Below are 15,687 nucleotides of genomic sequence, written 5' to 3' on the forward strand. Positions count from 1 at the left end.
GCAATTGCCGTCTATCCTTGGGGGTGTGGCGGCCAAAGCCATCTGTTTACCTATTTTTTTATATTGAATCCTTAAAGGAGTGCGGCACATGTCAAAAGGGCATTCGCTACAAGACCCTTACTTGAATACTTTACGTAAAGAGAAAGTTGGGGTGTCCATCTACCTGGTCAACGGTATCAAACTGCAAGGTACGATCGAGTCTTTCGACCAGTTCGTTATCCTGCTGAAAAACACCGTCAGCCAAATGGTCTACAAACACGCTATCTCTACAGTAGTGCCGGTTCGTCCAATTCGTCTGCCTAGCGCAACCGAATCCGAAGCAGGTGATGCTGAGCCAGGTAACGCCTGATAGGAGTCTCCTTTGTTCTTTGAGCGCCACGGTGGTGGTGAGCGAGTCATCCTCGTTCACTTGGATGGACAGGACCCTGAGGCGCGCGAAGATCCGCAGGAGTTTCAGGAACTGGCTAATTCGGCAGGTGCCGAGACCGTCGCGTTTTTTAACGTGCCGCGTCATCGGCCAACTGCCAAGACCCTGATTGGCAGTGGCAAGGTCGAGGAACTGCGCGACCTGGTCAAAGCCGAGCAGGCCGATCTGGTGATTTTCAATCACATCCTCACGCCCAGTCAGGAACGTAACCTCGAACGTGTTTTCGAGTGTCGCGTGATCGACCGTACCGGTCTGATTCTCGATATTTTCGCCCAACGCGCCCGCACCCATGAAGGCAAGCTCCAGGTCGAACTGGCCCAGCTTGATCACATGAGTACCCGGCTGGTTCGTGGCTGGACTCACCTTGAGCGCCAAGGTGGCGGTATCGGTATGCGTGGACCGGGTGAAACCCAGCTGGAAACCGACCGCCGTTTGCTGCGGGTTCGCCTGCGTCAGATCAAGGGACGGCTGGAGAAAGTGCGCAGCCAGCGCGAACAGTCGCGCCGCGGCCGATCGCGTGCGGATATTCCTACCGTGTCCCTGGTGGGGTACACCAACGCCGGTAAATCCACGCTCTTCAATAACGTGACGAAATCCGACGTCTACGCAGCCGACCAATTGTTCGCCACGCTGGACCCGACCCTGCGTCGTCTGGAAATAGACGATCTGGGGCCGATTGTCCTGGCGGACACGGTGGGTTTCATTCGCCACTTGCCCCACAAGCTGGTCGAAGCATTCCGGTCTACCCTCGAAGAGTCGAGCAACTCCGATCTGTTGTTGCACGTGATCGATGCGGCCGAACCGGATCGCATGTTGCAGATCGAGCAGGTCATGGTGGTGCTGGGCGAGATTGGTGCCCAGGACTTGCCGATCCTCGAGGTCTATAACAAACTCGATTTGCTTGAAGGCGTTGAGCCACAAATCCAGCGCGATGAACACGGCAAGCCCCAACGGGTCTGGCTGTCGGCGCGTGATGGCAGTGGTCTGGAATTGCTTGAGCAAGCCATTGCCGAGTTACTGGGCAGTGAATTGTTTGTCGGTACCTTGCGCTTGCCGCAACGATTCGCTCGACTGCGTGCGCAGTTCTTCGAACTCGGTGCGGTGCAAAAAGAAGAACACGACGAAGAAGGCATCAGTTTGCTGGCCGTTCGTTTGCCCCGGGTCGAGTTGAATCGACTGGTAAGCCGCGAGGGATTGCAGCCGATGGAATTCATCGAGCAACACACTTTGCAATAAAAGCCTGAGAAAGCGGTTGTGCCGTGGTGACAGGCATTCTGTAGCATTGGTCGGCGCGCCGTGGGTGCGTCTTTGCTTTATCAGATGGAGAGCGCTATGGCTTGGAATGAGCCGGGTGGCAACTCGAATAATCAGGACCCTTGGGGTGGCAAGCGTCGTAACAACGGCGACCGCAAGGGACCACCGGATCTCGACGAGGCCTTCCGAAAGCTGCAGGAAAGCCTGAACGGGTTGTTCGGTGGTGGTAAGAAACGTGGTGATGACGGCGGTGGTTCGGGCAAGAGTGGCGGCTTCGGCGGCCTGCTCGGCATCGGACTTGTCGTGCTGGCGGCCGTGTGGCTGTACAGCGCGGTCTATGTAGTCGACGAGCAGGAGCAAGCCGTGGTGCTGCGCTTCGGCAAGTACTACGAAACCGTCGGCCCGGGTCTGAACATCTATTTCCCGCCGATCGACAAGAAGTACATGGAAAACGTAACGCGTGAGCGTGCGTACACCAAGCAAGGCCAGATGCTGACCGAAGACGAAAACATCGTCGAAGTGCCGCTGACCGTGCAGTACAAGATCAGCAACCTGCAGGACTTCGTGCTGAGCGTCGATCAGCCGGAAATCAGCCTGCAACACGCGACCGACAGCGCCTTGCGCCATGTGGTGGGTTCCACCGCCATGGACCAGGTACTGACCGAAGGTCGTGAGCTGATGGCCAGCGAAATCAAGGAGCGTCTGCAACGCTTCATGGATACCTATCGCACCGGTATCACCGTCACCCAGGTCAACGTACAGAGCGCAGCAGCACCGCGTGAAGTGCAGGAAGCCTTCGATGACGTGATCCGTGCCCGTGAAGATGAGCAGCGTTCGCGCAACCAGGCTGAAACCTATGCCAACGGCGTCGTGCCGGAAGCCCGTGGTCAGGCCCAGCGTATCCTCGAAGATGCCAATGGTTACCGTGACGAAACCGTCTCGCGTGCCAAGGGTGAAGCCGATCGCTTCACCAAACTGGTCGCCGAGTATCGCAAGGCACCTGAAGTCACCCGCCAGCGTCTGTATCTGGACACCATGCAGGAAGTCTTCAGCAACACCAGCAAGGTTCTCGTGACCGGCAACAAGAATGGCCAGAGCAATCTGCTCTACCTTCCTCTGGACAAGATGGTCGAAAGTGGTCGCAGCACCAGCACTCCGGTGACCGGCGCGGCAGCCAGCAGCAATGAAGCGAATGCGCGTGCGGCAGCTGATCTGCAGCAACAGCAAGCACGTACCAGGGAGAGTCGCTGATGAGCAATAAATCGCTGATCGCCCTTATTGTCGGCGTCGTCGTGGCGATCGCTGCCTGGAACTGCTTCTACATCGTGGCTCAGACCGAGCGTGCGGTGTTGCTGCAGTTCGGTCGCGTGGTTCAGGCCGATGTTCAGCCAGGCCTGCATGTGAAAGTGCCTTACGTTAACCAGGTGCGTAAATTCGACGCACGCCTGATGACGCTGGATGCACCGACACAACGCTTCCTGACGCTGGAAAAGAAAGCGGTAATGGTCGATGCCTACGCCAAGTGGCGCGTGAAGGACGCCGAGCGTTTCTACACCGCGACTTCCGGTCTCAAGCAAATCGCCGACGAGCGTCTGTCCCGTCGTCTGGAGTCGGGTCTACGAGACCAGTTCGGTAAGCGCACCCTGCACGAGGTTGTGTCGGGTGAACGTGATGCGCTGATGGCGGATATCACGGCTTCGCTGAACAAGATGGCCGAAAAAGAGCTGGGCATCGAAGTTGTCGATGTTCGGGTCAAGACCATCGACCTGCCAAAAGAAGTGAATCGTAGCGTGTTCGAACGTATGAGCACCGAGCGTGAGCGTGAAGCTCGCGAGCACCGCGCCAAGGGTAACGAGCTGGCCGAAGGCATCCGTGCCGACGCCGATCGTCAACGCCGCGTGCTGCTGGCTGAAGCCTATCGTGAATCGGAAGAGGTTCGCGGTGACGGTGACGCCCAGGCTGCTGCGATCTACTCCAAGGCCTACGGCCAGGATCAGGAGTTCTACGCGTTCTACCGTAGCCTGCGTGCCTACCGTGAAAGCTTCGCGAACAAATCCGACGTCATGGTCCTCGACCCAAGCAGTGACTTCTTCCATTACCTGGAAAAAGCCAAGCCTTGATACGACGTTGACCTGAATCATCCCGCCGGGCGGCTAAAACCTCTGGCGGGGTGATCCTTTGGGAAAACGTGTGTATGATGCGGCAGCCGGGAAATTCCCGGCTTTTTTGCGTCTGCACGTTTGATTGCTGTTTTTATGCAGATGCCGGGCTGAAAGGCTCGACAGGATTTTCGAGGAAAGTGGTTGGCGAAGCCGGTAAAAGGCTTTTCGCTCCGTCGCTCATGCGCGTGGTTTGCGCATGAGCCGATCATTTTCTGCTTCACTCAAGGCTCGGCCGAGGGCTGGCCGCCCGGATATAGGGGAAGGCGTAATGGCAACGGTAGACCGCTGGCTGCTGCCAGATGGCATCGAAGAAGTACTGCCACCGGAAGCTGCGCGTATTGAAGTCGCGCGTCGTCAGGTGTTGGATCTGTTCCAGAGCTGGGGTTACGAGTTTGTCGTGACTCCCCATATCGAGTACCTGGAATCCCTGCTGACCGGCGCGGGCTCCGACCTCGATCTGCGTACCTTCAAGGTCATCGACCCGCAGTCGGGCCGGCAGATGGGTTTCCGCGCCGACATCACGCCGCAGGTGGCGCGCATCGATGCGCATACCCTGCGTCGCGAAGGTCCAAGCCGTCTGTGCTATGCCGGCAGCGTGCTGCATGCTCAGCCACGTGCCTTGTCGTCCTCGCGCAGCCCGATCCAGTTGGGCGCCGAGTTGTACGGCGATGGCAGCCCGAGCAGCGACGTTGAAGTCATCAGCCTGATGCTGGCCATGCTGCAACTGGCCGACGTGCCGGATGTGCACATGGACCTCGGGCATGTAGGCATTTACCGCGGGCTTGCCCGTGCTGCCGGTTTGTCCGGTGAAGTCGAGCAGCAGTTGTTCGATGCGTTGCAACGTAAAGCCATCGACGAGGTCATTACCTTGACCGAAGGCTTGCCTGCCGATCTGTCGGGCATGCTGCGCGCGTTGGTCGACCTGTGTGGCGGCCGTGAAGTGCTGGCGGCTGCGCGTGAGCGTCTGGCCAAGGCTCCGGCCCCGGTTCTGGCAGCACTGGATGACTTGCTGGCGATTGCCGAGCGTCTGTCGGTGCGTTTCCCGGCGTTGCCGCTGTACTTCGACCTGGGCGAGTTGCGCGGTTACCACTACCACACCGGTGTGGTGTTCGCGGTGTTCGTACCGGGCGTTGGCCAGTCCATTGCCCAGGGCGGTCGTTACGACGATATCGGCGCCGACTTCGGTCGCGCTCGTCCGGCAACCGGTTTCTCTACCGATTTGAAAACCCTGGTGACCCTGGGGCGTGCTGAGATCGAGCTACCGTCTGGCGGTATCTGGATGCCTGACAGTACGGATGCGGCACTCTGGCAGCAGGTTTGCCAGTTGCGCAGTGAGGGTCAGCGTGTCGTCCAGGCATTGCCTGGACAACCTTTGGCCGCCGCCCGTGAAGCGGACTGCGACCGGCAATTGATCCAGCAGAACGGGCTTTGGCAAGTATCGCCACTGGCTTCTTGAGTTTTCCTGCCGGCCGCCGCCGGCACCAAGTTTGCGCGAATGAGGACAAGTGTTATGGGTAAGAATGTCGTAGTCCTGGGCACCCAATGGGGTGATGAGGGCAAAGGCAAGATCGTTGATCTGCTGACCGAACATGCTGCCGCCGTAGTGCGCTACCAGGGTGGCCACAACGCTGGCCACACGCTGGTGATCGATGGCGAAAAAACTGTCTTGCACCTGATCCCGTCGGGCGTGCTGCGCGAAGGCGTGCAGTGCCTGATCGGTAACGGCGTGGTGGTTGCACCTGACGCCCTGCTGCGCGAGATCACCAAGCTGGAAGAGAAAGGCGTACCGGTGCGTGAGCGCCTGCGTATCAGCCCGTCCTGCCCGCTGATCCTGTCCTTCCACGTCGCGCTGGACCAGGCCCGTGAAAAGGCCCGTGGCGAGCTGAAGATCGGTACCACCGGTCGCGGCATCGGCCCGGCCTACGAAGACAAGGTTGCACGTCGTGGCCTGCGTGTGGGCGACCTGCTCAACATGCCGCGCTTTGAAGACAAGCTGCGTGAACTGGTGGATTACCACAACTTCATGCTGGTGGGTTACTACAAAGAGCCAGCCATCGAGTTCGACAAGACCCTGGCCGAGTGCAAAGAATACGCTGAGCTGCTCAAGCCGCTGATGCTGGATGTGACTGCCGAGCTGCACGACCTGCGTCGCGCTGGCAAAGACATCATGTTCGAAGGCGCCCAGGGCTCTCTGCTGGACATCGACCACGGTACCTACCCGTACGTGACCAGCTCGAACACCACTGCTGGCGGCGTTGCTACCGGTTCGGGTGTTGGTCCGATGTTCCTGGACTATATCCTCGGCATCACCAAGGCTTACACCACGCGCGTAGGTTCGGGTCCATTCCCGACCGAGCTGTTCGACGAAGTCGGCGCGCACCTGGCCAAACAAGGTCACGAGTTCGGCGCGACGACTGGCCGTGCTCGTCGTTGTGGCTGGTTCGACGCCGTTATCCTGCGTCGCGCTATCGATGTGAACAGCATCTCGGGCATCTGCCTGACCAAGCTGGACGTACTCGACGGTCTGGAAACCATCAATATCTGCGTCGGCTACAAAGATGCGCAAGGTAATGCGGTTGCCCCGACTGATGCAGACAGCTACGTAGGCCTGCAGCCTGTGTACGAAGAAGTGCCGGGCTGGACCGAGTCGACCGTGGGTGCCAAAACCCTGGAAGAGCTGCCAGCTAACGCCCGTGCTTACATCAAACGCGTCGAAGAGCTGATCGGCGCGCCGATTGACATTATTTCGACGGGGCCTGATCGCAACGAAACCATCGTTCTGCGTCATCCGTTCGCTTGATAAGTCATTGAAGTGAAACACAAAGGGTCCTTAATCGGACCCTTTGTCGTTTATGCCTGTCGTACGGCACGACCTTTGCTGTGAACATTAGAAAAAGCATCGCTTCCGGCGTGCTATCAATTTAATGGCGCCAAAGCAGAGGGATTCCAAGTGTCGGCCGTTCTCTCACTGTTACAAAGCCGTTTACTGCGGCCTGTGTTCGTTACCCTCGGTATCGCCCTTTTGGTGCAGGTGCTGGTGGCTGTTGCTCTGACCCGGAGCACGGTGACCGCGCTGGAAGCCGATTTGGGTGTGCGCCTGGGCGCGGACAGTCAAAAGCTTTCGGGCGAACTCGAGCAGGCGGGGCGTGAAGTCACGTCGAGCCTCGACAGCCTATCCACCAGCACACGCCAACGCCTCACGGCAGGTCTGTCTTCTCGTTTGAAGGACGAGCAGGCGCAACTGCGTGCGACACTGGAAAAAGACCTGAAGGACTCCGCCAATGATATGGCGCAGCTTCTGGCTTCGGTCGCACCGCGTGCCATGTGGGACAGCGACGTTCCAACCCTCTCCGAATTCGCCCGTCGTGCGCAGCGCAATCCAAACGTGCTGTTTGTGGTCTACGACGATGCGACGGGTCAGCACTTGACGCGCTACCTCAACCGGGAAAACCCGATCAACAAGGCCCTGCTGGAAAAAGGCCAGGGCGAGCGGGCGCTGGACAAGGTGCTGGATGCGGCGAAGAACGATCCTTCGGTGTTCTACATCGAGGCATCGATCAACCCCAATGGCGTCGAAATCGGCAAGGTGTTGATGGGCGTCTCGACCGCCTCGGTGGAAACCGATCTCGCGGCCCTGGACAAACGCTTCTCTGCGCTGATCGCCAGCAGCGACCAATTGGTCGGCGACAGCCTCAAAGGCGCGGCGGCCGACAGTGCGACAGCCATGCGCGCGCGCCTGCAGTCGGCGCAGTCGACGGCATCGGAAATGAAAGCCAATACCACCAGTACGGTGCAGGAAGCGGCGTCCACCTTGCGCTGGCGCATCGGCGTGTTTCTGGCGGTGGTGGGCTTCGGTGTCCTGCTATTGCTGGCGGTGGTGCTTGGGCGACGGGTGGTCAATCGCCTGAAAATGCTGATCGTTGCCATGGATGACCTGGCGGCGGGCGAGGGTGACCTGACCAAGCGCGTACAGATCAACAGCAAGGACGAAATCGGCGACATGGCCTCGGCGGTCAATCGCTTTGTGGATAAGTTGCAACCGATCGTGCGCGAGGCGGGCGATGTGGCCCAGCGCACCGGTGTGGAAATCGGCGCGATGACCCTGCGCAACGCCGGGGCCGATGCGGCGGCGGGCATGCAGCGTGATGAAGTGGCTGAAAGTCTGCGGGCCTTGTCGCAAATGGCGGATGAAGCTCAGTCAGAAAGCCATGCCATGCAGGCGGCATTGAAGCAGGTGGTGGATATCCGCCAGGCCACCGATGAAAACACCCGGACCTCGGCGAAAGTCGGCAGCCTGATCGAGGCATTGGCCGGGCAGGTCGATACCGGCGCGCAAGTGATTGAGCGACTGGCGCAGCAGAGTGAACAGATTGAAGTGGTACTGACGGTGATTCACGGGATCGCCGAGCAAACCAACCTGCTGGCGCTGAACGCGGCCATCGAAGCAGCGCGCGCCGGCGAAACCGGGCGCGGGTTTGCGGTGGTGGCTGACGAAGTGCGGGCACTGGCGAGCAAGACCCAGAGCTCCACCGGCGATATTCAGGCGCACATCGTGGCGTTGCAGCAGGGTGCGCGCGAAGCGGTGGCGGCAATTGGTCAGGCCGGGCGTCAGGCCAGCGAAGGTTTGTTGGTCTTGCGTGACAGCGCGCGGTTGCAGCAGTCGGTGCAGGCATCGGTGGAGCAGGTGCACGCGGCGATCGGTCTGGCGACTCAGGCAGCAGCGCATCAGGCCAAGGGTGCGCAGGCAGTGCGCGGGCGGGTCGAGACTATTCATGCGCAGGCCGAGAAAGCGGCTCAGGCGGTGGTAGAAACCACAGCCAGCGGCAAGGTGCTGGATGGATTGGCGGCGCAATTGAAGGCGAGCCTGGGGCAGTTCCGGGCGTAAAAGATCAAAAGATCGCAGCCTTCGGCAGCTCCTATAGGGGAATGTGCGTTTCTCTGCAGGAGCTGCCGAAGGCTGCGATCTTTTGCGTTGTCAGCGGCTCAGATACATTCGGGTCGTCAGCAGATAGACCGGCAACCCCGACACTAATATCAACAACGCCGCATAAGGCGCCGCCGCCGCAAACTCCACATTCGCGCTATGCGCCCACACTTCTGTTGCCAATGTGTTGAGTCCGGTCGGACTCAACAGCAACGTCGCCGTCAGTTCCTTCATCGCATCCAGAAACACCAACGCAAACGCCGCACCCAGCGCCGGGAAAATGATCGGCAGGGTTATCCGGCAAAACGCGGTGAACGACGAAGCTCCCAGCGTTCGTGCGGCTTCCTCCAGTTGCGGCGCAGCCTTGCTCAGTGCCGTACGAATCGGCGCCTGAGCCAGCGGCAGGAACAGCAACGCATAAGCGATCAACAGCAGCGCCGAGGTCTGGTACAGCGCCGGCACATAATGCAAAGCGAAATAGACGAGCGTCAGGGCAATCACCAGTCCCGGCAGGGCATGCAGCAGATAGGGCAGGCGTTCGGCCCAGATCGCCAGTTGGCCCTTGTAGCGCACCACTAACAATCCGACGGGTACTGCCAGCACCAGGCACAACGCCGCGCCCCCCAGCGACAACGCCAGGGATGAAAGCAGCGCCTCACCGATGGCGGCTACCGGAAATGCCGCAGACGAACCCACTGCCAGCCAATACGCCAGCATGCCCAGTGGAATGCCGCTACCGATGATCGCCAGCAGCAGGCAGTAAGACTGTCCTGCGATGGCCCATGGTCCCAGGCGAACTTGCTCCGCCCGCCGCGCCGCGCCTTGGCCTGTACGCACGTGGCGACCTTTGCCGCGAACGCGCAGTTCCAGCCACAGCAGCATCAGGCACAGCGCCAGCAGTACTGCCGAGAGCATCGCGGCGTTGGCGTTACTGAATTCCAGTTCGAACTGTTGATAGATTGCGGTGGTGAAGGTTTGCAGGCCGATGATCGACAGCGCGCCGAATTCCACCAGCATGTGCAGCGCGATCAGCAGCGAACCGGCGAGCAGCGACGGCCAGAGCAGGGGTAGGGTGACCTTGAAGAACACCCCCCAGCGATTTTGCCCCAGCGTGCGTGCGGACTCTTCCAAAGATGGATCGAGATTGCGCAAGGTCGCCGCCACCGGCAGGAAAATCAGCGGGTACTTGGAGAGCGTCATCACCAAAATCGCCCCGCCGAGCCCTTCAAAATGAGCGCTCAGCGATACCCAGGTGAAGCTGCTGACAAACGCCGGTACGGCGAACGGCAGGCACAGGATCACGCCCCACAGGCGCCGCCCCGGCAGATTGCTGCGTTCCAGCAGCCACGCCAGCGACAGCCCGATCACGCCGCAGGCCAGCGTCACACCGACCATCAGCGCCAAGGTATTGCGCAGCAAACCGAACACATAAGGTCGCCAGAGCAAGTGCAGCGCCTCGGCCCAGCCCGCCTGCCAGGCCTTGAGCCCGACATAGGCCAGCGGCAGCAGGCTGAGTACGACCAGCAGCAGAACCGGCAGCAGCAACCAGATCGATGGCCGCTTCCGCCGAGGCACGTAAGCGCCGGTCGGAACGGGTAGCGGAGTGCTCATCAGTTCAGGCCAACGTCACGTTCCAGATCCAGGGCTTCTTCGGCGTTGCCGAGGTCGGCTGGCGTGACTTTCGGCGCTTCCAGCTCACTGAAAGGCTTGAGGCCGCGATCCGATTCCATGCCTTTATGCAGCGGGTATTCAGCGGTGGTCTGGGTGATCACGCGCTGACCTTCTTCGCTGGCCATGTAGGCGAGCAATTGCTGGGCTTCTTTTGGATGTTTGCTGGACTTCAGAACGGCTGCGCTGGAAACAGTGATCAGCCCGCCGACGTCGCCACCGGTGAAGTAGTGCAGTTTCGAATCGAGCTGGCCCTTTTCACGCTGCAGGGCGAACCAGTAGTAGTTGTTCACCAGCACTGTCGCGACTTCGCCGTTTTCCACGGCTTTGAGCGCGACCATGTTGTTGCTGTAGGTCTTGCCGAAAGCGCGCAGGCCGGTCAGCCACTCTTCGGCCGCGTCCATGCCGTGCACCTTGATGATCGCGACGGCCTGTTCCTGGAAGGCGCCGCTGGTCGGTACGAAACCCACCTTGCCCTGCCATTTCGGGTCGGAGAACTCCATCACTGATTTCGGCAGGTCTTTTTCGTCGATCAGCTTGGGGTTGAACGCCACGACGCGCACCCGGGCGGTCACGCCGATCCAGGTGCCATTGCCGGCGACGTATTCCTTGGGCAGAACCACCAGCGTGGCGTCGTCAGCCTTGGCCAGCAGGCCTTGCTCGCCGAGTTTGTTCAGTGGTGGGGATTCTTCGGTGTAGATCACGTCGGCGGGGGAGCGATCGCCTTCTTCGACGACCTGGCTGGCGAGCTGGTTGCTGCTGCCTTTGCGGACGTTGACGTGGATGCCGGTTTTGGCTTCGAAGGCTTTGGCGACGGCGTCGCCGACTTCTTTGTGTTGGCCGTTGTAGAGGGTCAGGGAAACTTGATCCGCAGCCTGGGTGAGGGGGGTGGCGAGTGCCAGGCCGAGCAGGGTGATGGTCAGGCCGCGGCGCAGGGTATTTCGAAACATCATTCGCAGGGTTCCTCACTGTCGCATTGCAAAAACTTGCAACAATGATAAACGATATTGTTTCTCAAATGCGCATTGAAAGGCGAGGTTGGCTCATTGTAGGAGCTGCCGAAGGCTGCGATCTTTTGGCTCGATCTTGAAAATCAAAAGATCGCAGCCTCGTTTCTCTCGGCAGCTCCTACAGGTCCTGCGGGGGGAGGTTTTTAGGCCAGAAACGCAAAAACCCGCTTTCGCGGGTTTCTGTGAAATCCAGGGTCGTAACCTTGAATTTGAATTGGTGCCCAGAAGAAGACTCGAACTTCCACGACCTTGCGGTCACCAGCACCTGAAGCTGGCGTGTCTACCAATTTCACCATCTGGGCAATCATCTTCAGCGTCGCCGCTGTTGATGTGGCGCACTATACGGAGCGCATTTTGATCTGTAAACCCCTGATTTTAAAATTAATAAACCAGTCGTCCAGAATGCAGAAACCCGCTTTCGCGGGTTTTTGTGTGAGTCTTGAAATTGATCTAATCTCAAGCTCGAAATTGGTGCCCAGAAGAAGACTCGAACTTCCACGACCTTGCGGTCACCAGCACCTGAAGCTGGCGTGTCTACCAATTTCACCATCTGGGCAGTATCGGCAACGTCTCCGTCGTCGATGGCGCGCACTATACGGAGCGTCTTTTTAACTGTAAACCCCCGGAATCAAAAAAACCTGGAAAATTTCACCAGCGGTCTTCAAATCAGCTTTACGGTGTCGATACAGGGCTTTAGATGGGTCGTCTTAGCCTGAAATTTCCCGTTTCATTACGCCTATGCCAAACTAACCCGCATATAGACAAGGTGAAAACTCTCTAATGGCCGATTGGCAGTCCCTCGATCCCGAGGCCGCTCGTGAAGCGGAAAAATATGAAAACCCCATTCCTAGCCGCGAACTGATCCTTCAGCATCTTGCTGATCGGGGTTCGCCTGCTAACCGCGAGCAGCTGGTCGAAGAGTTTGGTCTGACCACAGAAGACCAGATCGAAGCCCTGCGCCGCCGTCTGCGCGCCATGGAGCGCGATGCTCAACTCATCTATACCCGTCGCGGCACTTATGCGCCGGTGGACAAGCTCGACCTGATCCTGGGTCGCATCAGCGGTCACCGTGACGGTTTCGGTTTCCTGGTGCCGGATGACGGCAGTGACGACCTGTTCATGAGCCCGGCGCAAATGCGTCTGGTGTTCGACGGTGACCGTGCCCTGGCCCGCGTTTCCGGTCTGGACCGTCGCGGTCGCCGCGAAGGCATGATCGTCGAAGTGGTGTCCCGCGCTCACGAAACCATCGTCGGTCGTTACTTCGAAGAAGGCGGTATCGGTTTCGTCGTTGCCGACAACCCGAAGATCCAGCAGGAAGTGCTGGTGACGCCGGGCCGCAACGCCAATGCGCAGATCGGTCAGTTCGTCGAAGTGAAGATCACCCACTGGCCGACGCCACGCTTCCAGCCGCAAGGCGACGTGGTTGAAGTCGTGGGTAACTACATGGCGCCGGGCATGGAAATCGATGTCGCCCTGCGCACCTACGACATTCCCCACGTCTGGCCTGATGCCGTACTGAAGGAAGCCGGCAAGCTCAAGCCGGAAGTCGAAGAGAAAGACAAAGAGAAGCGCATCGACCTGCGCCATCTGCCGTTCGTCACCATCGACGGTGAAGATGCCCGCGACTTCGATGACGCGGTCTACTGCGAAGCCCGTCCGGGCAAGCTGCGCCTGTTCTCCGGTGGCTGGAAGTTGTACGTGGCGATTGCCGACGTATCCAGCTACGTGAAACTCGGTTCGGCGCTGGATGCCGAGGCGCAGGTTCGCGGCAACTCGGTGTACTTCCCCGAGCGCGTGATCCCGATGCTGCCTGAGCAGTTGTCCAACGGCCTGTGCTCGCTGAATCCGCAGGTTGATCGTCTGGCCATGGTTTGCGAGATGACCATCTCCAAATCCGGCGAAATGACCGACTACTGCTTCTACGAAGCGGTGATTCACTCCCATGCCCGTCTGACCTACAACAAGGTCAGCGCCATGCTGGAAACGCCGAAGGCTACTGAAGCGCGCAAACTGCGTGGCGAGTACACCGACGTCGTGCCGCATCTCAAGCAGCTTTATGCGCTGTATAAAGTATTGCTGGCCGCCCGTCACGTGCGTGGCGCGATCGATTTCGAAACGCAGGAAACCCGGATCATCTTCGGTTCCGAGCGCAAGATCGCCGAAATCCGTCCAACCATACGCAACGATGCCCACAAGCTGATCGAGGAATGCATGCTGGCGGCCAACGTGGCCACCGCTGAATTCCTGAAAAAGCACGAAATCCCTGCGCTTTACCGCGTTCACGATGGTCCGCCACCGGAGCGTCTGGAAAAACTGCGCGCGTTCCTCGGCGAGCTCGGCCTGTCCCTGCACAAAGGCAAGGACGGTCCGTCGCCGAAGGATTACCAGGCATTGCTGGCCGGTATCAAGGATCGCCCGGATTTCCACCTGATCCAGACCGTCATGCTGCGTTCGTTGAGCCAAGCGGTGTACAGCGCTGATAACCAGGGCCACTTCGGCCTGAATTATGAAGCGTACACCCACTTCACTTCGCCGATCCGCCGCTACCCGGACTTGCTCACGCACCGGGCGATCCGCAGCGTGATTCATTCGAAACAGGACACCCCGCACGTTCGTCGTGCCGGTGCGATGACCATTCCGAAAGCGCGTATCTATCCTTACGACGAAGCGGCGCTGGAGCAGCTCGGCGAGCAGTGCTCGATGAGCGAGCGCCGTGCCGACGAAGCGACCCGCGACGTGGTGAACTGGCTCAAGTGCGAGTTCATGAAGGATCGCGTGGGCGAGTCGTTCCCGGGCGTGATCACCGCAGTGACTGGTTTTGGTCTGTTCGTCGAACTGACCGACATCTACGTCGAAGGTCTGGTGCACGTCACCGCGCTGCCGGGCGATTACTACCACTTCGATCCTGTGCACCACCGCCTGGCCGGTGAGCGTACCGGTCGCAGCTTCCGCCTTGGCGACACCGTTGAAGTGCGGGTCATGCGCGTCGACCTCGACGAGCGCAAGATCGACTTCGAGATGGCTGAAACAACCATCAACGCACCGATCGGTCGCAAGAAGCGTGGCACTGAAACCGCAGCACCTGCTGCCTCTTCTAAAAAATCGGAAGCAGAGCCGGCCCCGGCGAAAACCGGTCGTCGTCCTGCCAAGGAAAAGGCTGTCGAGGCCTACCGCCCGAGCGATGCGGCAGCGAAAAACGCTGAAGTGCGCAAAAGTCGTGAAATGAAACAGGCGTTGCTCGCCGGTGCGAAAAGCGGCGGTAAAGCGGCGTCTGCGGGAAAGACCAGCCGGTCGGCGCCTGAAAAGGCTGTCGGCGGCAAACCTGCCAAACCGAGCAAACATCGTAAAGGTCCGCCAAAAGCGGGCTCGGCCCCAGCCAAAAGCGGTGGGGCGCGTAAACCTAAGGCCAAGCCATGAGTCAGTTGGAAAAGATCTATGGCGTACACGCTGTAGAAGCGTTGCTGCGTCACCACCCGAAACGCGTCAAGCAGATCTGGCTGGCCGAAGGTCGCAATGATCCACGGGTCCAGACGCTGATTGAGCTGGCCAACGAAAACCGGGTCCAGGTCGGCCAGGCCGAGCGCCGTGAAATGGACGCCTGGGTTGAAGGCGTGCATCAGGGCGTGGTTGCGGACGTGAGTCCAAGCCAGGTCTGGGGCGAGGCGATGCTCGACGAGCTGCTGGATCGCACCGAAGGCGCACCGCTGTTGCTGGTGCTCGACGGTGTGACTGACCCGCATAACCTCGGTGCCTGCCTGCGTTCCGCCGATGCGGCGGGCGCACTGGCCGTGATCGTGCCAAAGGACAAGTCGGCAACGCTGACGCCGGTTGTACGAAAAATTGCCTGCGGTGCTGCGGAAGTGATTCCGCTGGTGGCCGTGACCAACCTGGCGCGCACCCTGGAGAAACTTCAGCAGCGCGGCTTGTGGGTTGTCGGTACGGCGGGGGAGGCTGAGGTCAGCCTGTACGACCAAGACCTGACCGGCCCGACCATCTTGATCATGGGTGCCGAAGGCAAAGGCATGCGTCGCCTGACCCGCGAACATTGCGACTACCTGGTGAACCTGCCGATGGCTGGTAGCGTCAGTAGCCTTAACGTGTCCGTGGCGACGGGTGTTTGCCTGTTCGAAGCGCAGCGTCAGCGTAGCGTCAAAGCCAAGGCTGCCGCCAAGAAGTCCTGATTCACGCAGGCCCCTATAGGAGCTGCCGCAGGCTGCAATCTTTTGACTTTGATTTTTCAAG

11 protein-coding genes and 2 tRNA genes are annotated in these 15,687 nt (G+C 59.6%); 9 read left to right on the forward strand and 4 right to left on the reverse strand.

Going from position 1 to position 15,687, the window contains the following annotated elements:
• Nucleotides 1-88: 88 nt before the first annotated feature.
• The 7 genes from hfq (at nucleotide 89) to ACM110_RS26350 (ending at nucleotide 8,728) form a co-directional block, all read left to right on the forward strand.
• Nucleotides 89-349: an RNA chaperone Hfq gene (gene hfq, locus ACM110_RS26320; protein ID WP_007902656.1), complete on the forward strand. Its 261-nt coding sequence runs from the start codon at nucleotides 89-91 to the stop codon at nucleotides 347-349.
• A gap of 12 nt (nucleotides 350-361) precedes the next feature.
• Complete coding sequence (gene hflX / locus ACM110_RS26325) at nucleotides 362-1,663, forward strand: ribosome rescue GTPase HflX (protein ID WP_338584427.1); 1,302 nt, start codon at nucleotides 362-364, stop codon at nucleotides 1,661-1,663.
• Between the two features lie 96 nt (nucleotides 1,664-1,759).
• Nucleotides 1,760-2,932, forward strand: coding sequence for an FtsH protease activity modulator HflK (gene hflK / locus ACM110_RS26330; protein WP_338584428.1), 1,173 nt, complete (start codon nucleotides 1,760-1,762; stop codon nucleotides 2,930-2,932).
• Nucleotides 2,932-3,801: a protease modulator HflC gene (gene hflC, locus ACM110_RS26335; RefSeq protein WP_053153692.1), complete on the forward strand. Its 870-nt coding sequence runs from the start codon at nucleotides 2,932-2,934 to the stop codon at nucleotides 3,799-3,801. The genes hflK and hflC overlap by 1 nt, the downstream gene beginning before the upstream one ends.
• 310 nt (nucleotides 3,802-4,111) lie before the next feature.
• Nucleotides 4,112-5,299 carry an ATP phosphoribosyltransferase regulatory subunit gene (locus tag ACM110_RS26340; protein WP_416130059.1) on the forward strand — a complete coding sequence of 396 codons (1,188 nt, stop codon included), beginning with the start codon at nucleotides 4,112-4,114 and terminating at the stop codon, nucleotides 5,297-5,299.
• Between the two features lie 54 nt (nucleotides 5,300-5,353).
• Complete coding sequence (locus ACM110_RS26345; protein WP_110657998.1) at nucleotides 5,354-6,643, forward strand: adenylosuccinate synthase; 1,290 nt, start codon at nucleotides 5,354-5,356, stop codon at nucleotides 6,641-6,643.
• A gap of 150 nt (nucleotides 6,644-6,793) precedes the next feature.
• Nucleotides 6,794-8,728: a methyl-accepting chemotaxis protein gene (locus ACM110_RS26350; RefSeq protein ID WP_416130060.1), complete on the forward strand. Its 1,935-nt coding sequence runs from the start codon at nucleotides 6,794-6,796 to the stop codon at nucleotides 8,726-8,728.
• A gap of 90 nt (nucleotides 8,729-8,818) precedes the next feature.
• On the opposite strand, the gene ACM110_RS26355 is transcribed toward ACM110_RS26350, so the two are convergent.
• The 4 genes from ACM110_RS26355 to ACM110_RS26370 form a co-directional block, all read right to left on the reverse strand.
• On the reverse strand, nucleotides 8,819-10,378 hold the full coding sequence (locus tag ACM110_RS26355; protein ID WP_416130061.1) for an ABC transporter permease: 1,560 nt from the start codon (nucleotides 10,376-10,378) through the stop codon (nucleotides 8,819-8,821).
• The gene (locus ACM110_RS26360) at nucleotides 10,378-11,388 is read right to left on the reverse strand and encodes an extracellular solute-binding protein (RefSeq protein ID WP_416130062.1); all 1,011 of its coding nucleotides are present in this window, start codon (nucleotides 11,386-11,388) and stop codon (nucleotides 10,378-10,380) included. The genes ACM110_RS26355 and ACM110_RS26360 overlap by 1 nt, the downstream gene beginning before the upstream one ends.
• A 272-nt stretch (nucleotides 11,389-11,660) precedes the next feature.
• Nucleotides 11,661-11,747, reverse strand: a tRNA-Leu gene (locus ACM110_RS26365).
• A gap of 167 nt (nucleotides 11,748-11,914) precedes the next feature.
• Nucleotides 11,915-12,001 (reverse strand) — tRNA-Leu (locus ACM110_RS26370).
• Between the two features lie 224 nt (nucleotides 12,002-12,225).
• Here ACM110_RS26370 and rnr point away from each other — a divergent pair.
• Together rnr and rlmB are read left to right on the forward strand one after the other, a co-directional pair.
• A complete protein-coding gene (rnr, locus tag ACM110_RS26375) occupies nucleotides 12,226-14,862 on the forward strand; it encodes a ribonuclease R (protein ID WP_416130063.1) in 2,637 nt (878 codons plus the stop codon).
• Nucleotides 14,859-15,626, forward strand: coding sequence for a 23S rRNA (guanosine(2251)-2'-O)-methyltransferase RlmB (rlmB, locus tag ACM110_RS26380; RefSeq protein ID WP_007995003.1), 768 nt, complete (start codon nucleotides 14,859-14,861; stop codon nucleotides 15,624-15,626). Before rnr ends, rlmB begins: the two co-directional genes overlap by 4 nt.
• Nucleotides 15,627-15,687 lie beyond the last annotated feature (61 nt).

Origin of the sequence: Pseudomonas sp. NFX98 (genome assembly GCF_047784845.1) — a bacterium.
Lineage (GTDB): Bacteria > Pseudomonadota > Gammaproteobacteria > Pseudomonadales > Pseudomonadaceae > Aquipseudomonas.